At 66.2% G+C, this 19,142-nt stretch carries 20 protein-coding genes and 1 pseudogene; 15 read left to right on the top strand and 6 right to left on the bottom strand.

The window, feature by feature from the left end:
* From CXQ90_RS23015 to CXQ90_RS16345, 7 genes and pseudogenes are all read left to right on the top strand, one after another.
* Positions 1–147 (top strand): annotated as a pseudogene (locus CXQ90_RS23015) (bifunctional D-altronate/D-mannonate dehydratase); the annotation flags it as partial.
* On the top strand, positions 137–787 hold the full coding sequence (locus CXQ90_RS16370; RefSeq protein ID WP_258064560.1) for a gluconokinase: 651 nt from the start codon (positions 137–139) through the stop codon (positions 785–787). The pseudogene CXQ90_RS23015 and the gene CXQ90_RS16370, both read left to right, overlap by 11 nt.
* Positions 788–981: 194 nt before the next feature.
* Complete coding sequence (locus CXQ90_RS16365) at positions 982–2,229, top strand: FAD-dependent oxidoreductase (protein WP_104140427.1); 1,248 nt, start codon at positions 982–984, stop codon at positions 2,227–2,229.
* Between the two features lie 76 nt (positions 2,230–2,305).
* Positions 2,306–2,878 carry an orotate phosphoribosyltransferase gene (pyrE, locus tag CXQ90_RS16360; RefSeq protein ID WP_104140426.1) on the top strand — a complete coding sequence of 191 codons (573 nt, stop codon included), beginning with the start codon at positions 2,306–2,308 and terminating at the stop codon, positions 2,876–2,878.
* Between the two features lie 107 nt (positions 2,879–2,985).
* Entirely contained in the window at positions 2,986–3,744 is a 759-nt protein-coding gene (locus CXQ90_RS16355; protein WP_104140425.1) for a GAF and ANTAR domain-containing protein, read from the top strand.
* Between the two features lie 92 nt (positions 3,745–3,836).
* The gene (locus CXQ90_RS16350) at positions 3,837–4,424 is read left to right on the top strand and encodes a hypothetical protein (protein ID WP_104140424.1); all 588 of its coding nucleotides are present in this window, start codon (positions 3,837–3,839) and stop codon (positions 4,422–4,424) included.
* A 38-nt stretch (positions 4,425–4,462) separates the two neighbouring features.
* On the top strand, positions 4,463–5,512 hold the full coding sequence (locus CXQ90_RS16345; protein ID WP_104140423.1) for a thioesterase domain-containing protein: 1,050 nt from the start codon (positions 4,463–4,465) through the stop codon (positions 5,510–5,512).
* A gap of 10 nt (positions 5,513–5,522) precedes the next feature.
* Here CXQ90_RS16345 and CXQ90_RS16340 read toward each other — a convergent pair whose 3' ends face one another.
* Positions 5,523–6,353 (bottom strand): HAD-IIA family hydrolase, encoded by an 831-nt coding sequence (locus tag CXQ90_RS16340; RefSeq protein WP_104140422.1) that lies wholly within the window; start codon positions 6,351–6,353, stop codon positions 5,523–5,525.
* A gap of 53 nt (positions 6,354–6,406) precedes the next feature.
* On the opposite strand from CXQ90_RS16340, the gene CXQ90_RS16335 reads away from it, so the two are divergent.
* The 3 genes from CXQ90_RS16335 (at position 6,407) to CXQ90_RS16325 (ending at position 8,689) form a co-directional block, all read left to right on the top strand.
* Positions 6,407–7,081 carry an RNA methyltransferase gene (locus tag CXQ90_RS16335; protein ID WP_104140421.1) on the top strand — a complete coding sequence of 225 codons (675 nt, stop codon included), beginning with the start codon at positions 6,407–6,409 and terminating at the stop codon, positions 7,079–7,081.
* A 154-nt stretch (positions 7,082–7,235) separates the two neighbouring features.
* Entirely contained in the window at positions 7,236–8,255 is a 1,020-nt protein-coding gene (fbaA, locus tag CXQ90_RS16330) for a class II fructose-bisphosphate aldolase (protein ID WP_104140420.1), read from the top strand.
* A gap of 2 nt (positions 8,256–8,257) precedes the next feature.
* Positions 8,258–8,689, top strand: coding sequence for a DUF3151 domain-containing protein (locus tag CXQ90_RS16325; protein WP_104140419.1), 432 nt, complete (start codon positions 8,258–8,260; stop codon positions 8,687–8,689).
* A gap of 115 nt (positions 8,690–8,804) precedes the next feature.
* Here CXQ90_RS16325 and CXQ90_RS16320 read toward each other — a convergent pair whose 3' ends face one another.
* Entirely contained in the window at positions 8,805–9,440 is a 636-nt protein-coding gene (locus CXQ90_RS16320; RefSeq protein WP_104140418.1) for a uracil-DNA glycosylase, read from the bottom strand.
* A gap of 395 nt (positions 9,441–9,835) precedes the next feature.
* Here CXQ90_RS16320 and CXQ90_RS16315 point away from each other — a divergent pair, with 395 nt between their 5' ends.
* The 5 genes from CXQ90_RS16315 to CXQ90_RS22450 all read left to right on the top strand — a co-directional run bounded on the left by CXQ90_RS16315 (position 9,836) and on the right by CXQ90_RS22450 (position 13,451).
* Entirely contained in the window at positions 9,836–11,125 is a 1,290-nt protein-coding gene (locus CXQ90_RS16315) for an adenylosuccinate synthase (protein ID WP_104140440.1), read from the top strand.
* A 133-nt stretch (positions 11,126–11,258) separates the two neighbouring features.
* Positions 11,259–11,441 (top strand): hypothetical protein, encoded by a 183-nt coding sequence (locus tag CXQ90_RS16310; RefSeq protein ID WP_104140417.1) that lies wholly within the window; start codon positions 11,259–11,261, stop codon positions 11,439–11,441.
* A 182-nt stretch (positions 11,442–11,623) separates the two neighbouring features.
* Complete coding sequence (locus CXQ90_RS22455; RefSeq protein WP_181038589.1) at positions 11,624–12,082, top strand: hypothetical protein; 459 nt, start codon at positions 11,624–11,626, stop codon at positions 12,080–12,082.
* A gap of 86 nt (positions 12,083–12,168) precedes the next feature.
* Complete coding sequence (locus tag CXQ90_RS16300; protein ID WP_104140415.1) at positions 12,169–12,717, top strand: RNA polymerase sigma factor; 549 nt, start codon at positions 12,169–12,171, stop codon at positions 12,715–12,717.
* On the top strand, positions 12,714–13,451 hold the full coding sequence (locus CXQ90_RS22450; protein ID WP_181038588.1) for a hypothetical protein: 738 nt from the start codon (positions 12,714–12,716) through the stop codon (positions 13,449–13,451). Before CXQ90_RS16300 ends, CXQ90_RS22450 begins: the two co-directional genes overlap by 4 nt.
* Positions 13,452–13,662: 211 nt before the next feature.
* Here CXQ90_RS22450 and CXQ90_RS16285 read toward each other — a convergent pair whose 3' ends face one another.
* From CXQ90_RS16285 to acs, 4 genes are read right to left on the bottom strand one after another with little or no spacing between them, the layout of a single operon-like run.
* A complete protein-coding gene (locus CXQ90_RS16285) occupies positions 13,663–14,157 on the bottom strand; it encodes a CoA-binding protein (RefSeq protein WP_104140413.1) in 495 nt (164 codons plus the stop codon).
* Positions 14,154–15,506 (bottom strand): O-acetylhomoserine aminocarboxypropyltransferase/cysteine synthase family protein, encoded by a 1,353-nt coding sequence (locus tag CXQ90_RS16280; protein WP_104140412.1) that lies wholly within the window; start codon positions 15,504–15,506, stop codon positions 14,154–14,156. The genes CXQ90_RS16285 and CXQ90_RS16280 overlap by 4 nt, the downstream gene beginning before the upstream one ends.
* Complete coding sequence (gene sfnG, locus CXQ90_RS16275) at positions 15,506–16,723, bottom strand: dimethylsulfone monooxygenase SfnG (protein WP_104140411.1); 1,218 nt, start codon at positions 16,721–16,723, stop codon at positions 15,506–15,508. The genes CXQ90_RS16280 and sfnG overlap by 1 nt, the downstream gene beginning before the upstream one ends.
* Before the next feature lie 10 nt (positions 16,724–16,733).
* The gene (gene acs / locus CXQ90_RS16270) at positions 16,734–18,944 is read right to left on the bottom strand and encodes an acetate--CoA ligase (RefSeq protein ID WP_258064559.1); all 2,211 of its coding nucleotides are present in this window, start codon (positions 18,942–18,944) and stop codon (positions 16,734–16,736) included.
* Positions 18,945–19,142: the final 198 nt, after the last annotated feature.

The following is a 19,142-nucleotide window of genomic DNA, read 5'->3' as shown; positions in this document are numbered from 1 at the left end:
ATGACGTTCGTGGACGGCTACCTGCACCCGGGCGACAAGCCCGGCATCGGCGTCGAATTCAACGAAGAGGCCGCCGCTACCTACCCGTACCAGCAGGCCTACCTGCCGTACAACCGCCTGGTCGACGGCACCGTCCATGACTGGTGACCCACAACCGGCAACGCGCGACGAAAAATCCGCACCCGCTGAACCGGCACCCATCGCACCGGCACTTGCTGCACTTGGCGGCACCGAAGGATCCGCCGCCCGGCCCCAGGTGATTGTCATGGGCGTTTCGGGCTGCGGCAAGACCACCATCGGCGACCTCGTGGCACGCGGACTGGGCCTGAGGTTCCTCGACGGCGATTCCCTGCACCCCGTGGAGAACGTCGCCAAGATGGCCGCGGGCACGCCGCTGACCGACGAGGACCGATGGCCCTGGCTGGCCACCGTCGGCGCCGAACTCGCGCGCGCCGGTTCGGACGGGTTGGTCTTGGCGTGCTCGGCCCTGCGCCGCAGCTACCGGGACGCCATCCGTGCCCAGGCGCCAGAGACGGTCTTCCTGCACCTGCACGGCAGCAAGGAGGTCCTGGGCTCCCGGCTCGAGGGCCGCAGCGGCCACTTCATGCCGGCTGCCCTGCTGGAATCCCAGCTCGCCACGCTGGAACCGCTCGGCGCCGACGAACCCGGCGTCGTCGTCGATATCGCCGTCCCAGTTGCTCACGTGGTGAGCGACGCGCTGGAGGGACTTGCCCGTCTTCGTCCCCGTCCGGACGACCGAAGCGACGGCAGGACGCGGGCCGGTTAGGCGGCATCTTTCCGATTTTCGCTACGGTTCCGGCCTGACGACACGGAAACGGACTGGCGCTACGGGAATCCCCGTAGCGCTGGTCCGTTCCCGTAGCGCCGGTCCGTTTCCGTAGCGCAGGCCAATCCGGACAGCGGCATGAGCACCGAAATCTGCCCGTGTCCCCACCGCGCGGACAGGCGTAGCGTTGGTGCATGGAAACAACGGGGTGCGTTGTAGCGGGCGGGGGACCGGCGGGCATGATGCTGGGTCTCCTGCTGGCACGGGCCGGCGTGGAGGTCACGGTCCTCGAAAAGCACGGCGACTTCCTCCGGGACTTCCGCGGCGATACCGTGCACGCGTCAACCATCCGCGTCATCGACGAGCTCGGCCTGGGCGGTACGTTCCGCGAGCTTCCGCAGAGCCGGCTGCGCAACGTCGCGTTCCCCGTGCCGGGCGTCGGGCTGGTGACACTGGGCGATTTCGCGTCCCTGCGGCCGCCGTACAACTACATCGCCATGATGCCCCAGTGGGACTTCCTGAATTTCCTGGCCCGGGCCGCGGAAGAGGAGCCCACGTTCACGCTGCGGATGGAACACACCGCGACGTCCCTGATGTTCGACGGCGGCCGGGTCACGGGTGTCCGCTACCGGACCAAGGCCGGAACCGAGGGCGCCATCCGGGCGGACCTGGTGGTAGCCACGGATGGCCGGCATTCCGTGCTGCGCCAGGCCGCCGGCCTGAAGCCCAAGGAATTCCCGGTGCCGTTCGACACCTGGTGGTTCAAGCTGCCGCGGTACCCCTCGGAAAAGGGCGAAGTGGCCGGGATCGTGCCCTCGTTCAAGGGCCACGAGGCCATGATCGCGCTGTTCCGCGACGACTACTACCAGATGGGATATCTCGGGCCAAAGGGCTCGGACGCCCGCATCCGCAGCGAGGGCGTGGAACGGTTCAGGGAACGGGTCGGCACGCTGAGGCCCGACCTCGCGGACCGCCTGGACGCCATCGGCTCACTGGATGACGTGCACTGGCTCGACGTACGGCTCAACCGGCTTCGGCGCTGGTATGTGGACGGGCTGCTCTGCATCGGGGACGCAGCCCATGCGATGTCGCCGGCCGGGGGAGTGGGCATCAATCTCGCCATCCAGGACGCTGTCGCTGCGGCGGAGCGGCTTGCCCCAGCCCTCCTGCGCGGGCAGGTGAGCCGCAAGGAGCTTGAAGCCGTGCAGCGTAGGCGGTGGATGCCCACGGTGGTGGTCCAGACTGTCCAGCGGATCATGCACCGCGTCGTGTTTGTTCCGCTGTTCACCGGCAGGCGGGCGGGGCCGCCGGCTGTCCTGCCGTTCATCGCCCGGCGGGTTCCGGCGGTCCGGAAGGTCATGCCGCGCCTCATCGCCTTCGGGCCGCGGCCTGAGCACGCGCCCGGCTTCGCCCGGCGGCAGGAACCGCGGGCTGTGGCATAGCCGCCTAGGGTCACCGTCTTGCGGTGGCTACTGCCGCCGGTCCGTTCCAAATCAGGGACCCACTAAACTGGACCCCATGACTGCCCCGCTTGATGCCGCTGCCGCCCGTGCCCGCCTGCTTGAACTCATCAAGGAACTCGCCGTGGTCCGCGGCAAGGTGATCCTGTCCAGCGGAGCCGAGGCCGACTACTACATCGACCTGCGCCGCATCACCCTGCACCACGAAGCGTCCAAGCTGGTAGGCCAGGTCATGCTCTCGCTGATTGACGACGCCGGGATCGACTTTGAGTGCGCCGGCGGCCTCACGATGGGGGCTGACCCGGTGGGCACCGCTGTTATGCACGCAGCCACCGACGCCGGCCGAACGGTGGACGCGTTCGTGGTCCGGAAGGCCCAGAAGTCCTACGGCATGGGCCGGCAGGTCGAGGGTCCCTCCGTTGAGGGTCGCAAGGTGCTGGTCCTGGAAGATACGTCCACCACCGGCGGCTCGGCGCTGACCGCCGTCGAGGGCGTCCGGAAGGCCGGCGGCAACGTGGTGGCCGTTGCCGTCATCGTCGACCGCGACACCGGAGCCAAGGAAAAAATCGAAGCCGAAACGGGCGTACCGTACCTGTTCGCCTTCGGCAAGGACGAGCTCGGCCTGAACTGACCGTCCGCCCTGGCGGACGCTCGGCCGGACGCCTTGGTGGACGGCACACTCCATGTGGCCTAGTATTTCCGTACCCCCGAACACCCCCTCACCTGGAGTACCCCGTCATGCGCCCGTCGGATCAAGCCCTGAGCAGTGTCGAGCAAATCCAGAACCTCATTCTGGAGAGTGCCGACTTTGAGGCCTTCCTCAACGAGCTTGCGCGGTACTCGGCGCACCAGGTGGCAGGAGACGGTGACGACGCCCTCTGCGGAATCACGCTGCTGAGGGACCGCAAAGCAGCGACGATCGGCTGGAGCAGCGACTTCGCCCGCGAAGTCGACGAAATCCAGTATTCGCTGTCCCAGGGGCCGTGCCTGACCGCCGCGGAGGAAGAACGGGAAGTCCACGTTCCGGACCTCTTCGAAGAAGACCGCTGGGGCCCTGATTACGCTAACGCGGTGGCTTCGCACGGGCTGCGTTCGGTGCTGTCGCTCCCCTTTAACCTGCAGGGAGACGCGAAGGCCGCGCTCAACCTCTACTCTGACGTGCCGCACAAGTTCAATGAGATTTCCGCGGCCCGCGCACGGGGGTACACGCGGGAGATCTCCCAGGCCCTGCGCCTGGCCGTCAGGTTTTCGCTGCATACCGACAGCGCAACTAATCTCCGCGCCACGCTCGAATCGCGGACCGTCATCGACATCGCCGTCGGCATCGTCATGGCGCAGAACCGGTGCAGCCAGGAGACGGCCGTCCGGATCCTCACCGACGCCTCGAGCCACAGCAACGTGAAACTTCGCGACATCGCTGCGTCGCTGGTGAATTCGGTGGGAGGAGCGGAAGCCCGCACCCACTTCGAGGAGCCGGGGAAGGTTCAGGCGGGATAACCCGGTTGCCGGCTGGTTGTGCGACCGGACCGCCCCGGGATAGGCTGTCCGAGGTTGAGCCGTCGGCCATAGACACCCCTTTTGGAGTACCTATGGATAACCGCCTCAATCCCCTCATTAAGATCGACGACGCCGCCGGCACCGCTCGGATCGACGTGCGGGGGAGCCTCACCCAGGCCTCCCGCCCGGGCCTGATACACGAAATCCAGCGAGTCCGCCGGATGGGCATCTCTGGACCCATTACCGTGGATCTATCCCACGCCGCCCTTTTGGAGTCATCGGCCCTCGCCGGCCTCCGCGTCGACCTCAATGCCCTCGACTCCGGAACCCGGCAGGCCCCCACCGCAGCTGCGCCAGGGGTTTTGCTTGAGGTCATGTCCAACCGCGACCACGCCGTGGCGGAATCCCGCCCGGACTTCACGGCGCTGACCAACCCGTCCGAGCTGTCCGAAGCGCTGCAGGCAGCCGGGCTCCGCCCGCTGTCCGACTATTCCTCTGACGAGCTGCTGGCCGCGAGCGACTCGATCTTCGGATTGTTGGACGACCCGGCCGGGCATTCCGGCCAGGAACTGCTGGCACGGTATGACGCAATCGGCGAGGAGATCGCCCGCCGGGAACAGGCCGAGTCCGCCGAGAAGCACCCCTCAAGCAGCTGGCCGGGGATGGCCTCGGGTATGTGAACTGTGCCTAGGGTTTGAAGTGTGCCTAGGGTAGTTCAGTGCCATACGAAGGAGCCGCAGGTCAGGCGGGTCAGGGGGAACGGCCGGGGGCAGAAGCAGCCCGGCTGCTCCGGCATGCCACGGAGCTGAAGCGGTTCTCCCGGCGGACGTTCCTCGCCGGGGCAGGGGCCTCATCCGTGCTGGCGGCGGACATGCTGCTGACCCGGCGGGTCCAGGAGGAGCGCCAGGTCCATAAGATCCTGGTGGTGGAGGACGAGTTCGCGCAGAGCTATTTCCCGAACGCCAGCTGGATCCTGTTCCCTGGCTACAAGACCAGCTGGGAAGAAGCCCAGTGGATCCTGAACTCGCTGCGCGGAACGCTGCGGCAGCGCGGGCAACTGGCGGCCGTCGGCTACTCCAACCTCGGCCTGGACATCGACCAGCTAGTCATCGCCGTAATCGAGCACGTCCGGGCCAACAACATCACCAAGCTGTACTTCTACGGGCACAGCTTCGGCGGCATGGTCGCGACGCAGGTGGCGGCCCGGCTGCTCGAACTCCACGGCACCGAGGTGGCGCTGATCGTGCTCGACTCCAGTCCCTACAGCAAGTTCGACGTCCTCGACCAGAGCTGGTTCGACGGTGTGGTGTTCCTGTACGAAAGCGGGTTCCGGATCCCGTCCGTGCTGCGCGGGAGCTACGAGCTGGGTGAGCGTGTGGTGCACAAGGACGAACGGACCTGGCGGCAGATCACGGATCAGACGCTGGAGCAGCTCTCACCGATTGCGCCGTCCAGCGTGCTGATCCAGTCCGAGTCCGCCTACATCTACCACTACGACGCCACCCGCTTCGCGGGCCGGATCGGCGATACCCGGATGGCCTACGTCGGAAACCCCCGGGACCAGACCGTCAACTACCAGACCGCCCGGCAGTCCTGGGCCCGGACGTTTGCCGACAACATGGTGTCTTCCGACCGTCAGACGGACGGAGCGCTTCCGGCCCACGCCAGCCCGGGCTGGAACCCGTTCGTCTACCGGCCGATCCTGGCGGCCCTGCAGGACGAGGTGTTCCCGTTGCCGTCCGGCGGCCGGAAAGTGACACCGTTCTAGCAGGTGCCTGTCAGATCTGGTTCTTGAGATCCGCCACGGAGTTCAGCACCTGGTTGGGCCGGAACGGGTAGGCCGCGATGTCGTCGCGCTGGGTGATGCCGGTGAGCACCAGTACCGTGTGCAGTCCCGCTTCCATGCCCGCGATGATGTCCGTGTCCATGCGGTCGCCGATCATGGCGGTGGTTTCCGAGTGGGCATCGATCTGGTTCATGGCAGAGCGGAACATCATGGGATTCGGCTTGCCCACGATGTAGGGTTCGCGGCCGGTTGCCTTGGAGATCAGGGCGGCGATGGCGCCGGTGGCGGGCATGGGGCCCTCCTTGGAGGGGCCGGTGGCGTCGGGGTTGGTGGCAATGAAACGGGCGCCCGCCAGGATCAGCCGGATCGCCATGGTGATTGCCTCGAAGGAATACGTGCGCGTCTCGCCGAGCACCACGAAGTCGGGATTCTGGTCGGTGAGGATGAAGCCGGCCTCGTGCAGCGCCGTCGTGAGCCCTGCTTCGCCGATGGTGTACGCGCGGTTGCCGGAGTCGGAGCCCTGCACCTGGTCCTTCAGGAACTGCGCGGTGGCCAAGGCCGAGGTCCAGATGTTCTCTTCCGGGATCTCCAGGCCGGAGGCGCGGAGCCTGGCGGCGAGGTCACGCGGCGTAAAGATGGAGTTGTTGGTGAGCACCAGGAACCGCTTGGACGTGTCCACCCAGCGCTGGATCAGCTCCGCCGCACCCGGGACCGGCTGGTTTTCGTGCACCAGGACACCGTCCATGTCCGTCAGCCAGCACTCGATTTCCTGGCCACTGCGATACACCGCAGGGTTGCCCTTTACCTGATCCGCTTCTGCCACGATTTACCTCCGCCGGTGATGGTTGCTTCCGGAGCCCAGTCTAGTGTTGAGGGGTGACTCAAACGCCCGGGACCCCAGCAGAACCCCAACCAGCCGCGGAGGATACGCCGGAGCCTAAACCCGAGGTCGGCGTCGGGCCCTGGGAAGGCGAGTGGCCGCAGGGCGACCACTGGGACCCGGACCTCCTCTCGGACGGAGACCGGCGCAACGTGGTGGACAAATACCGCTACTGGAAGCACGACGCGATCGTGGCGGACCTCGATTCCAAACGCCACGAATTCCACATCGCCATCGAAAACTGGCAGCACGACCTGAACATCGGCACCGTGGTGCGCACCGCCAATGCCTTCCTCGCCAAAGAGGTGCACATCATCGGACGACGCCGGTGGAACCGTCGCGGGGCGATGGTCACCGACCGCTACCAGCATGTCCGCCATCACCCCACCGTGGAGGATTTCGTCGCGTGGGCGCAGGGGGAGGGGCTGGCGATCATTGGGATCGACATCTTCCCGGACTCGGTGCCGCTGGAGACGTATGAACTGCCGCGCAAGTGCGTGCTGGTCTTCGGCCAGGAAGGGCCGGGCCTGACGCCGGAGGTGCATGAAGCCGCGGCGGCCACGCTGTCGATCGAACAGTTCGGCTCCACTCGCTCCATCAACGCAGGCTCGGCAGCGGCGATTGCCATGCACGCGTGGGTGCGCCGCCACGTCTTCGGCCAGTACGTGTAGCCGCTGTCCGTCAGCCGGGCCGGAACAAAGTGTTACCCGGACCCGTGACCCGAAACACTGCCCCCGCGCAGAAATGGCTAGGATGGGTGCTAGCCGACGAGGTTCACTCCAGGGTCAACACAACCCGTAGACGAAATTCACTTTAGGAGTCAGCATGCCCATTGCAACCCCAGAGATCTACTCCGAGATGATCGACCGCGCAAAGGCGGGCGGCTTCGCATTCCCGGCCGTCAACGTCACGTCCTCCCAGACCCTGAACGCGGCCCTCCGCGGGTTCGCCGAGGCCGAGTCCGACGGCATCGTCCAGGTCTCCACCGGCGGTGCGGCCTACTGGTCCGGTGCCTCCACCAAGGACATGGTTGCCGGCTCCCTGGGCTTCGCTGCATTCGCCCGCGAGGTCGCCAAGAACTACGGCGTCAACATCGCGCTGCACACCGACCACTGCCCCAAGGACAAGCTGGACGGCTTCGTCCTCCCGCTGCTTGCTGCGTCCGAAGCCGAGGTCAAGGCAGGCCGCAACCCGCTGTTCAACTCGCACATGTGGGACGGTTCCGCCGAGACACTGCAGGAAAACCTGCGCATCGCCCGTGAACTTCTGGAGCGCACCGCTGCCGCCAGGATGATCCTCGAGGTCGAGATCGGCACCGTCGGAGGCGAGGAAGACGGCGTGGAGCACGAGATCAACGAGAAGCTCTACACCACGGTGGAAGACGCACTGGCAACCATCGACGCACTGGGTGCCGGCGAGAACGGCCGCTACATCACCGCGCTGACCTTCGGCAACGTGCACGGCGTGTACAAGCCCGGCGGCGTGAAGCTGCGCCCGGAGATCCTGAAGGACATCCAGGCCCAGGTGGGTGCCAAGATCGGCAAGGAAAACCCGTTCGACCTCGTCTTCCACGGCGGCTCCGGCTCCTCCGACCAGGAAATCGCCGACGCCGTTTCCTACGGCACCATCAAGATGAACATCGACACCGACACCCAGTACGCCTACACGCGTCCGGTGGCCGACCACATGTTCAAGAACTACGACGGCGTGCTGAAGGTTGACGGCGAGGTGGGCAACAAGAAGACCTACGATCCCCGCGTTTGGGGCGCCTCGGCCGAAGCCGGCCTGGCAGCCCGTGTTGTGGAAGCCACCAAGCAGCTCGGCTCGGCCGGAAAGACCTTCTAGTCATGTCCGACGAGTTCCGCAAGAACCTTATGGGCCCCGAACCCACGCTCCTGCCCGCCGAGACCGAGGTCTACGCGCAGCTGGACGCGGGCCAGGAAGCCCTGGACCTCGTGGAAAAGCACCCCACATCCTCACTGCTGTGGGCCGTGCTGGCCGAGGAAGCCTGGGCCGAGGGCCGCACCATCGACTCCTACGCCTATGCACGTGTCGGCTACCACCGCGGCCTGGACTCGCTCCGCCGCAACGGCTGGCGCGGCGTCGGGCCCATCCCGTGGGAGCACGAGCCGAACCGCGGTTTCCTGCGCGCGCTCTACTCGTTGGGACGCGCCTCGGCCGCCATCAATGAGGCCGAGGAGCCGGAACGGATCGAGAAGTTCCTCAACGACTCTGACCCGGCGGCCAAGGCAGCCATCCAGGGCGAGAACCTCAACTGAATTAAGGACGTCGGCCCCTCACCAAAAAGGTGAGGGGCCGACGTCGTTATTGGTCGTGGGCCCACGACTGCCGGGTTCCCTGACCGAGCTTGCGAGGTCAGGGGGCAGGTGGGGATTAGCTGGCGGCCTTTGCCAGACCTGTGCGGGCCATCGCGTCAGCGTATGCCACGTGCATTTCGTCGAGGTACTGCTGCTGCCGGGCAGGGGTTCCGGCGAAGGCGCGGCCGCTGAGGGAGCGGACCTTGTACGTCTTCAGGCCGCGGCGCCACAGCAGGGGAACCTCGGTCTTGAGCAGCAGGCCCGCAAGCCTGTTGGCCTCGGTGCCGTGGGCCACGATCACCGAGGCGCGCGGGACCAGCGCCAGGAACTTCAGCAGCGGCTTGAGCCCGGCGGAAATCTGGTCCGGAGTGAACTTGCCGTTCGGTTCGCCGGGGGTGTGCCACGGGTGCACATTCCACGGCATGATGTACTCCGGCCGGAGCCCGAGCTTCCACTGCACGCCGAGCATGCGGGCGGCGGCGTCGTCGTCGCCAGGGGTGATGAAGCCCGACGGTGAGGCCGTGCCGATGTTGGAGTACAGGCTGATGATGCGGCATTCGTCGACGTCGTGCATGGGGTCGACATACGGCACCTGAGTGCCCGGCTTGGTGCTCTGCAGGGAGTCGCACAATTCATTAACAGCGGCGACGCTGGGTTCGTAGCGGCGGCTCAGGAGTTGTTCACGGAAAGATTCAGTAGCCAGGGCTGTCATGTAAGTGCTTTGTCTCCTGCGGGGCTCGGTCACGCTGCCGTACCGGAAACGGGCGCGCCAAGTCCGGGACGGTTTGAAATGTGGTGTGGATCGATTCATGGTCGATCCTTATCAGTTTAGCAAGCCCCGCAAAATGTACCGCTCACTGCACCGCACGCCTCCCGCGGAACAGGCGCGGCAGCGGACGGCAAAGCAAGACATCCGCTGGCCATCGGCTAAACTTGGGTGGTAAGAGCCCCGGAACTCTTGCGTCTTTGTCCATCGGCCAACGCCGAGGGTGCGGTCGCTGACATCCGGGGCATTCTCATGAACGGCGCTGCCTTCCGGCCAGACACCGCGGTGAAACTCCCGGTGGATGAAACGGAAGTCGGCCCGAACGAATGGGGGAGGATCCCATGCCAGCAATCGTGATCGTCGGAGCCCAATGGGGCGACGAAGGCAAAGGTAAGGCCACTGACCTGCTCGGCGGCCGCGTCGACTACGTCGTAAAGCCGAACGGCGGCAACAACGCCGGGCACACCGTCGTCGTGGGCGGTGAGAAGTATGAGCTTAAGCTCCTTCCTGCCGGCATCCTGAGCCCGAACGCAGTTCCGATCATCGGCAACGGCTGCGTGGTGAACCTCGAGGCGCTGTTCCAGGAGATTGACGGCCTGGAGGCCCGCGGCGCGGACACGTCCAAGCTGCGCGTCTCCGCAAACGCACACCTCGTAGCCCCGTACCACCAGGTGCTGGACAAGGTCACCGAGCGTTTCCTCGGCAGCCGCGCCATCGGCACCACCGGCCGCGGCATCGGCCCCGCCTACATGGACAAGGTGGCCCGCCTCGGCATCCGTGTGCAGGACGTCTTCGACGAATCCATCCTGCGCCAAAAGGTTGAAGGCTCGCTGCGCCAGAAGAATGAACTCCTGGTCAAGGTGTACAACCGGCGCAGCGTCGTGGTGGACGAGATCGTTGAGTATTTCCTCTCCTTCGCGGAGCGACTGCGTCCCCTGGTCATCGATAGCACCCTCGTGCTGAACACGGCCCTGGACGAAGGCAAGGTAGTTCTCATGGAGGGCGGCCAAGCCACGTTCCTGGATGTGGACCACGGCACCTACCCGTTCGTCACGTCCTCCAATCCGACCGCCGGCGGCGCCTCCGTAGGCTCCGGCATCGGCCCGACGCGCATCTCGCGCTCCATCGGCATCATCAAGGCGTACACCACGCGTGTGGGCGCCGGCCCGTTCCCCACCGAGCTCTTCGATGAGATGGGCATGTACCTGCAGAAGACCGGTGGCGAGTTCGGCGTCAACACCGGCCGTCCGCGCCGTTGCGGCTGGTACGACGCCGTCCTGGCCCGCCACGCTTCCCGCGTCAACGGCTTCACGGACTACTTCGTGACCAAGCTTGACGTCCTCACGGGCATCGAACAGATCCCGGTGTGCGTGGCCTACGACGTCGACGGCGTCCGGCATGACGAAATGCCCATGACGCAGACCGAGTTCCACCACGCCAAGCCCATCTTCGAGTACTTCGAGGGCTGGACCGAGGACATTACCGGAGCACGTACGCTGGCTGATCTGCCCGAGAATGCCCGCAACTATGTCCTGGCCCTCGAGAAGCTCTCCGGCACGCGCTTCTCCGCGATCGGCGTAGGCCCCGACCGGGACCAGACCATCGTTGTCAACGATCTGATCAACGACTGACGTACCCGGCCACATCCTGGGCAGTCCGACGGCGGCGGGTCACCTCCCTGAGGTGGCCCGCCGCTGTTCGTTGCCGGCAGCAGGGCGGAGTGTCGGTCTTTGGCCGCGGGCGGTCTGCAATAAGCTCACTCAGGTGGGAAATCTCAGCACCGATGACAGCGACTGCCTGACTGCGGTTCCGGTGCTGGACGGCCAGACCTGCATCGACGAGCTGCTCCTGGACCTGGGCGATGTGCTCAGCGTGAACGCCCTGATCCAGATGCTGCCCGAAGCCGGCGTTGACGGCATTCCCGGCGGGCAGCTCCGCCTCTTCTGAAGTGCACTGGCCCCTGACTAAGGCGGGCCCACCGCAGCGGCACATCCCGTTCCGAGGTAATTCCGGCCTGCGCGTAACCTGCGGCCCCGGCGCTTCGATTACCTCCGTGTAAGCGCCGGGCCGGAGGGTGTCCCCATCAGCCTCCAGCCCGGCCTTCAACCGAACAAAGGATGTTTTTTCTTATGAAGAGTGTTAGCAAGACCACCAGGATTGCTGTCGGAGCCGCCATCATCGCCGTCGGAGGATTCTCCGGCATCGGACTGGCCAACGCGGCCCAGGTCTCCGGCTCACAGCACGCAGAGGTGACCCCCGCTACGCCCGCCGTCCCCGCTACTCCCGAGCTCCCGGCTGTCCCCGCAGTTCCGGCTTCCCCCGCCGTCAAGGCCCCTGCTGTCAAGACTCCTGCGGTCAAGACCCCTGCTGTCAAGGGCGCCGAGGTTTCCGCTGAGGCCAGGGTCGCAGCCGGCCAGCGCACCGCCACTGCCAAGGTTGACGAGACTGCCGCCGTTCCGGCCACCCCGGCTGTCCCCGCCACGCCGGCTGTCCCCGCAACCCCGGCCGTCCCCGGCGCTGCTGACAAGGCAGCGGTCCCGGCTGTCCCGGCCGCTCCGTCCGCCGACCTGCCTAAGCTCGGCCAGTAGGCACGGTCTTCCCCGAATAGGGCCATACGGTGTGCGGCGGCTAGGCTAACTACCGCCGCACACCAGCCGTAAGGGAAGGACAGCTCTTGGCAGTTCAGCTGACCGATGACGAATTGTCAGCCGCGCTGGCCGGCGATCCCTCCGGATTTAGCGCCGTCTACAGCACAATTTCCCCCGCTGTACTTGGCTATTTCCGGGCCCGTGGCGTTGACGACGCCGAAGCCCTAACGCAGGACGTCTTCGTTGATGTTTTGCCCAAGCTCGTTAGTGTTACAGGCGGCCACCCGGGCCTGCGGACATTTATTTTCTCGGTGGCCCATGCCCGGCTCGTCGACTACCGGCGCCGGTATGCCCGAACACCCCAGCTGACCGAATATGACCCCCTGGCCGACGATCGGTATTCAATCTCCGCCGAGGACGAGGTCCTCGGATCGCTCGGCAGTATCTCCTCCACTCTTGCCATGCTCAACGACGAGCAGCGTGAAGTCCTGATACTGCGGATCGTCGCGGACCTCTCCGTCGAACAGGTGGCCGGCATCATGGACAAGAGCCCGGGCGCGATCAAACAGCTCCAGCGTCGCGGGCTCATTGCCCTGCGCGAACTCGTCAAGGAAAAGGACTACACATCATCATGAGTGTCTCGCCCAGCGGCCGGGAAGAAGGGGACATCCAGACGATCCTCCAGGATTCCGGGTTCGAAGAGGACACGGACCTGCGCAGGTCGCTGGAAGATTTGCGCGCGTTCGCCCTGAACGGACCGCCTGAACCGCGTGCGGACCTCCAGGCCTTGCTGATGCCTGGCGTCACCAGGCTGGACCTTCGCCGCCGCACCCGGCAGCGCCGGATGGGCGTCGTCATCGGCGCCGCCGTGGTCGGGGCCATGGGCCTGGGAGCCGGCGCCGTTGCTGCCTCCGGCGAAAACTTCCGGGTAACTGTCAGCAATGCTGTGGTGAAGATACTCGAGCCTGCCAGCCAAGCTCAGGTGCCGGCCCCCGAAGCAGCACCGGGTCCGCCGCCCTCTAACGTTTCGGTCCCTCCCGCCCTGTCACCAGCGCCAGTGAGCCCGTCCCCGTCTGCCACACCGTCAAGGTCAGCCCCGGCGTCGAAGTCCGCCCGGCCGCAAACGCAGGCGTCCGCCAGGCTGCTGCCCGGCAATGCTGCATCTGATCATGCAGCGAAACCAACCAAAATTCCCCCGGCGACGCTGCGGCCCAGGCCCGTGCCGGCAACCCTCGCGCCGCCGACTTCCGTGCCGGCAACGCCCGCCCCGGCAGCCCCCGGCCCCGGCACACGGCCTCTTGCAGGCCTACTTCCGTGGCTCTCCAGCCTCCCGCGCGGCGTTCCGGACCCCGTTCCCGGAAAGCCCTGAGCCGACCTGTGCCCGGGAAACAGCGCGAAGAAAGTTTTCAAAGTTTTTTCGAAATGGCGTAACCTCCACGGCAGTCCCGGCGATTACGTAAGCGAAAGGCCGGGCTGGAATGTGTCCCCCATCAGGTTCCAGCCCGGCACTTCCTTTCCCGCCTCCGGCAGCCTCAGCTGCCGTTGAGGCACACCTCCCGAGCTTCGCGTGGGCAATTGCCCTAGGCCTGCACCTGCCGCTTTGAGGAAATCACGCCGGTGTCGAAGCCGGCCAGGTGAAGGCCGCCGTGGAAGCGGGCGTGTTCGATCTTGACGCACCGGTCCATCACGACGTCGAGCCCGGCGGCTTCAGCTTCCTTTGCCACGTCCTCATGCCACGAACCCAGCTGCAGCCACAGCGTCTTGGCTCCGGCAGCGATGGCCTCATCCAGGACACCGGGCAGGTCATCGTGCTTGCGGAACACGTCCACGATGTCCGGGCTCTCCGGCAGGTCAGCCAGCGACGCATAGGTGGGTTGCCCCAGGATTTCCTTCACCACCGGGTTCACGAAGTACACCTTGTAGCGGGTGGACGACTGAAGGTAGGTGGCCACGAAGTAGCTGGCCCGGGACGGCTTGTCCGAGGCCCCCACGATCGCTATGGACTTCGCCTGCCGGAGCAGGTTCAGGCGCTCCGGCGCTGTCGGGCCTTCCCAAGTGCGTTCAGTGGTGCTCATGAAAGTGCTCCAATCGTGCAGGCGTCGGCTTCGGTGGTGGAGCCGCCGCTCTCCGGGAGCGAAGCCAGAGACGCCGCGTCCAAGGCCTGGTCGAGGTCCCACAGGATGTCGTCGATGTCCTCGAGCCCCACGGAGATCCGGACCAGGTCCTCGGGGACGCCGGCGGATTCGAGCTGTTCCGGGCTGAGCTGCTGGTGGGTGGTGGAGCCCGGGTGGATCACCAGGGTCCGCGAGTCGCCCACGTTGGCCAGGTGCGAGGCCAGCTGCAGGGCTTCGATGAACTTCTGGCCGGCCGCACGGCCGCCCTTCACGCCGAAGGAGAACACCGATCCGGGACCAAGGGGCAGGTACTTCTGCGCCCGCTCGAAGTGCGGATGGGACGGCAGGCCGGAGAAGTTCACATAGGCAACGCGCTCATCGGCCTCGAGCCATTCCGCCACCGCCTGGGCGTTCCTCAGGTGCTCATCCAGCCGCTGCGGAAGCGTCTCCACGCCCTGCAGCAGCTGGAATGCGGACTGCGGTGAGAGCGCGGGACCGATGTCGCGCAGCTGTTCGCAGCGCAGCTTGGTCAGGAAGCCGTACTCGCCGAAGTTGCCCCACCAGGAGACGTTGCCGTACGAGGCCACGGGCTCGGTCATGGTGGGGAACTTGCCGTTGCCCCAGTTGAACCGGCCGCTCTCCACGATCACGCCGCCCAGCGTCGTGCCGTGGCCGCCGAGGAACTTGGTGGCCGAGTGGATCACGATGTCAGCGCCGTGCTCGATGGGCCGCACGAGGTACGGCGTGCTCAAGGTGGCGTCGACGACGAGCGGAATGCCGGCGTCGTTCGCCACCTTCGCCAGGGCCGCCAGGTCCTGGACCTCCGACGACGGATTGGCCACCACCTCGACGAAGATCGCCTTGGTGTTCTCCCGGACTGCAGCCGCGTAGTCGGCGGGGTCGGTGCCGGGAACGAAAGTGGTGTCCACGCCGAAACGGCGCAGGGTGACATCCAGCTGGGTGACCGTTCCGCCGTACAGCTGCGACGCCGCCACGATGTGGTCGCCGGCCTGCGTGAGCGCGGCAAAAGTGATGAACTCCGCGGCCATGCCCGACGACGTCGCGACCGCGCCGATGCCGCCCTCAAGGGACGCGATGCGCTCCTCAAATGCCGCCACGGTGGGGTTGCCGATGCGCGAGTAGATGTTGCCGTACTTCTGCAGCGCGAAGAGGTTGGCCGCGTCCTGGGTGTCCTTGAACACGAAGGACGTCGTCTGGTAAATGGGCACGGCACGGGCGCCGTGCTCGGCGTCGGGGGTGCCGCCGGCGTGCAGGGCGCGGGTGCGGAAGCCGAACTTGCGGTCGGCCATTACGCGTTCACCAGCCCGGGGGTGGAGGCTGCCGTACCTGCCGAAGCCGCCGGCGTCCCGGACAGGTCCAGCTCAGCGCCGTTCTTGCGGGCGAGGTCCGCCTCGAGCTCGCGGACGATCGGCAGGATGTCCTGGCCGAAGGCGGCGACTTCCTCCTGGAAGTGGAGGTAGCCGGTGAGGAACAGGTTGACGCCGATCTTCTTGTACTCGACGATTCGTTCCGCGATCTGTTCCGGGGTGCCGATCAGCTGGGTCTTGAACCCGTCGTTGTACTGGACCAGGTCCTCGAACGTGGAGTCGGCCCACATGCCCTTGCCGTCCTTGGTGGACGGCCCGGCCTCCTGGACGGCGTCGCGGAAGCCCTGGACGGCAGGCTTGTGCGCCTTCTCAACGATCTCGCGGAGGGTGTCGCGGGCTTCCTTTTCGGAATCGCGGGCGATGACGAAGCCGTTGAGGCCGAAGCGGGGTGCCGGCAGGGCGCCCTCGGCGCCGCGCCCGCTTTCTCCGGCGGAAGCGGCCACTCCGGCGATGTTCTCCTTGAAGCCCTCCAGGTCCTTGCCGTTGGAAAAGTACCAGTCCGCCACGCGGCCGGCGGTGGCCTGGGCCGCGGTGGAGTTGCCGCCGAAGAAGATCTCCGGGTGCGCACGGCCGGGGACGTCCACCGGGGCAGGGTTCAGGGTGAAGTCCGTGATGTTGTAGTACTTGCCGGACTGGCTGTATTCCAGCTCGGTCCAGAGGCCGCGGAGGACCTTGATGAATTCCTCGGTGCGGACGTAGCGCTCGTCGTGTTCCAGCCACTCGAGCCCGAAGTTGGTGAACTCGTTCTTGAGCCACCCGGAGACGATGTTCACGGCGGCGCGGCCGTTGGAGATGTGGTCAGCGGTGATGATGTATTTGGCCAGCACACCGGGGTGCCACATGCCGGGGTGGACGGCCGAGATGACCTTGAGCCGCTCGGTCGCCGCCAGCAGCGCCAGACTGAAGGACGTGGCCTCGTGCTGCTTGTCGGCACCGTAGGAGGCGGCGTAGCGGGTCTGCGTCAGGGCGTATTCGAAGCCCGAGTCCTCGGCGATCCGGGCCAGCTTCTTGTTGTAGTCGAAGTCCCAGCCGGTGCGCTGTTCGATGGTGGAGACCACGAGGCCGCCGGAAACGTTCGGCACCCAGTAGGCGAACTTGAGCGGCTCGGAAAGACGGGCAACGTTGCTGATGTCGTTCATGGTTGTTCCTTTACTTCTGTCCGTTGAGGGGGGATGCCGGGACGGCTGCGGCGTGGTCGCGCAGTGCGTCCTGGATTCCGGCGATTGCCGGTTCGTTCTGGAGCGACGTGGTGTCGCCGAGGGCGGTTCCCTCGAAAAGCTGGGTGAGCAGCCGGCGCATAATCTTGCCGCTGCGCGTCTTCGGCACGTCGGGAACGACGACGACGTCGCGCGGCTTCGCGATCGGCCCGATCGCCGTCGCGACGTGGTTGCGGAGTTCGTGGCTGGTTGAGCTTGCCGAGGCTCCGCCCTTCAGCACGACAAACGCGACAATCGCGTGACCGGTCTTGGGATCCGCCACCGGACAGACTCCGGCCTCCACCACGTCCGGGTGGGAGACGAGGGCCGATTCGATTTCGATGGTGGAGAGCAGGTGCCCGGAAACGTTCAGGGTGTCATCCACCCGCCCAAGGATCCAGATGTCGCCGTCGGCGTCGTACTTGGCGCCGTCGCCCGCAAGGAACCAGCCCTGGGCGGCGTACTTGCGCCAGTACGAATCGAAGTAGCGCTGCGGATTGCCCCAGACGGTGCGCGCGATGGCGGGCCCGGGGGTGTCAACCACGATGAATCCCTGCACGCCCGGCGGAACGGTATTGCCGGCGTCGTCCACGATCCGGGTGCTTACGCCGGGCAACGGCCGGGCCGCACAGCCGGGCTTGAACTCGGTGTCCGTCGGCGCGGGGGAGAGGATGGTTGCACCGGTTTCGGACTGCCACCAGGTGTCCACCACGGGTGCGGTGCCGGCTCCGACGTTCCGGCGAAGCCAGCGCCAGGCCTCGGGGTTGACGGCTTCGCCCACCGTGCCGAGCATCCGGATGGAGGAGAGATCGTAGGTGTCGGGGACGCCGTCGGGGAACCAGCCCATGAGCGAGCGGACCAGCGTGGGCGCCGTGTAGTACTGCGTGACGCCGTAGCGTTCGATGATCTCGAAGTGCCGGCCCGGGTGCGGGGTGTTGGGGGTTCCCTCGAAGATGACCTGGGTGACGCCGTTGGAGAGCGGACCGTAGATCTCATAGGTGTGGGCGGTGACCCAGGCGAGGTCCGCGGTGCACCAGTGCACATCCCGGTCCCTGAGCTCGGGGTCCGGGTTGCTGAACAGGTGCTCGAAGCTCCACGACGCCTGCGTCAGGTAGCCACCCGAGGTGTGGACCAGGCCCTTGGGCTTACCGGTGGTCCCGGAGGTGTACATGATGAACAGCGGGGTCTCGGCGTCGAACGCCTCCGCCTCGTGCACGTCGGCGGCCTGCCCGACGGCGTCATGCCACCACACGTCGCGGCCTGCGGTCATCGGGACGGTCACCAACTGGTCCGCGGGGGTGGTGCGGTTGACCACCAGTACATGCTCGATCGCGTTGTCGCCGGCAACCGCGGCGTCGGCGTTGTCTTTGACCGGAACGGCCACGCCGCGGCGGAACTGGCCGTCCGTGGTGACCAGGAGCTTGGCGCCCGTGTCCTCCACCCGGAACTTCAGCGCCTCGGCGGAAAAGCCCCCGAACACCAAGGAATGGATGGCGCCGATGCGGGCAACCGCGAGGGTGATGATGACGGTTTCGGGGATGACCGGGAGGTAGATGACCACGCGGTCGCCTTTGGTGATGCCCAGGTCCAGGAGGGCATTCGCGGCCTTGGAGACGTCCCGCTGCAGCTCTGCATAGGAGATGTTGCGGCGGTCACCAGGCTCGCCCTCGAAAAGCAGCGCGACCCTGCCACCGCGGCCGGCCGCCACGTGGCGGTCCACGCAGTTGTAGGCGACGTTTAGCTTGCCGCCCTCAAACCAGGTGATGTCCGGACCGGTGCCGGACTCAAGGTCGGCGGGCACCCGCCGGTGGGCGGTGTGCCAAGGTTTGCCGCCGTTGGCGCCTGCGCTCTCCGGCGGGGTCTCCCAGTCGAGGCGGAGCGCCTGTTCTTCCCAGAAGGCGACAGTGTCCTCGAAGGGCGCGTCCTCCACAAGGGTGGTGCTGCTGTGACGCGCCGGCCCGCCAGTGGCGGCGCCGTGCACTGCGCCGTCGGTGGGCTCGGTCGAGGACCATCCCGAAGAGCCGCGAGGGGAGCCGGGCGCGTCACGCAGCCCTGCTTCGATCGCCGTCGCGTTCGAAGTGGTTTGTGGGTGTTCGGCTACCTGTTTCTCCAAAGTGGAAATCCGGGCAGGCGAGGGCAGGGCAGAAGAAATCTCAGGTGTCATTGTGGTACTCCATCGGTCCTGGCAGTAGCACCCTCGCGTTCCTCTCTAAAGCAGGAACAGTTCCGTGGGAATGGTCGTCTCACGTCACCGGGGTTGCTGCGGCTTCATCGATCCAGGTCTCTCAGCCGCTCGGGATGGTCACTATCCACTAAAACCGAGGCGCACGATTCCACAAAATTTACTCACTTTCGCACGTAA

The sequence above is a fragment of the Arthrobacter sp. ZGTC131 genome (genome assembly GCF_002929275.1).
In the GTDB taxonomy this organism is placed as follows: domain Bacteria; phylum Actinomycetota; class Actinomycetes; order Actinomycetales; family Micrococcaceae; genus Arthrobacter.
Note: the sequence above shows the minus strand (reverse complement) of the source record. Positions and strands in the feature narration are given on the sequence as shown.

What these genes read in the sequence shown, in the direction of transcription:
- CXQ90_RS16370 (WP_258064560.1), top strand. Translation starts at nt 137, where the DNA reads ATGACTGGTGACCCACAACCGGCAACGCGCGACGAAAAATCCGCACCC.
- CXQ90_RS16365 (WP_104140427.1), top strand. Translation starts at nt 982, where the DNA reads ATGGAAACAACGGGGTGCGTTGTAGCGGGCGGGGGACCGGCGGGCATG.
- pyrE (WP_104140426.1), top strand. Translation starts at nt 2,306, where the DNA reads ATGACTGCCCCGCTTGATGCCGCTGCCGCCCGTGCCCGCCTGCTTGAA.
- CXQ90_RS16355 (WP_104140425.1), top strand. Translation starts at nt 2,986, where the DNA reads ATGCGCCCGTCGGATCAAGCCCTGAGCAGTGTCGAGCAAATCCAGAAC.
- CXQ90_RS16350 (WP_104140424.1), top strand. Translation starts at nt 3,837, where the DNA reads ATGGATAACCGCCTCAATCCCCTCATTAAGATCGACGACGCCGCCGGC.
- fbaA (WP_104140420.1), top strand. Translation starts at nt 7,236, where the DNA reads ATGCCCATTGCAACCCCAGAGATCTACTCCGAGATGATCGACCGCGCA.
- CXQ90_RS16325 (WP_104140419.1), top strand. Translation starts at nt 8,258, where the DNA reads ATGTCCGACGAGTTCCGCAAGAACCTTATGGGCCCCGAACCCACGCTC.
- CXQ90_RS16320 (WP_104140418.1), bottom strand. Translation starts at nt 9,440, where the DNA reads ATGACAGCCCTGGCTACTGAATCTTTCCGTGAACAACTCCTGAGCCGC.
- CXQ90_RS16315 (WP_104140440.1), top strand. Translation starts at nt 9,836, where the DNA reads ATGCCAGCAATCGTGATCGTCGGAGCCCAATGGGGCGACGAAGGCAAA.
- CXQ90_RS22455 (WP_181038589.1), top strand. Translation starts at nt 11,624, where the DNA reads ATGAAGAGTGTTAGCAAGACCACCAGGATTGCTGTCGGAGCCGCCATC.
- CXQ90_RS22450 (WP_181038588.1), top strand. Translation starts at nt 12,714, where the DNA reads ATGAGTGTCTCGCCCAGCGGCCGGGAAGAAGGGGACATCCAGACGATC.
- CXQ90_RS16285 (WP_104140413.1), bottom strand. Translation starts at nt 14,157, where the DNA reads ATGAGCACCACTGAACGCACTTGGGAAGGCCCGACAGCGCCGGAGCGC.
- CXQ90_RS16280 (WP_104140412.1), bottom strand. Translation starts at nt 15,506, where the DNA reads ATGGCCGACCGCAAGTTCGGCTTCCGCACCCGCGCCCTGCACGCCGGC.
- sfnG (WP_104140411.1), bottom strand. Translation starts at nt 16,723, where the DNA reads ATGAACGACATCAGCAACGTTGCCCGTCTTTCCGAGCCGCTCAAGTTC.
- acs (WP_258064559.1), bottom strand. Translation starts at nt 18,944, where the DNA reads ATGACACCTGAGATTTCTTCTGCCCTGCCCTCGCCTGCCCGGATTTCC.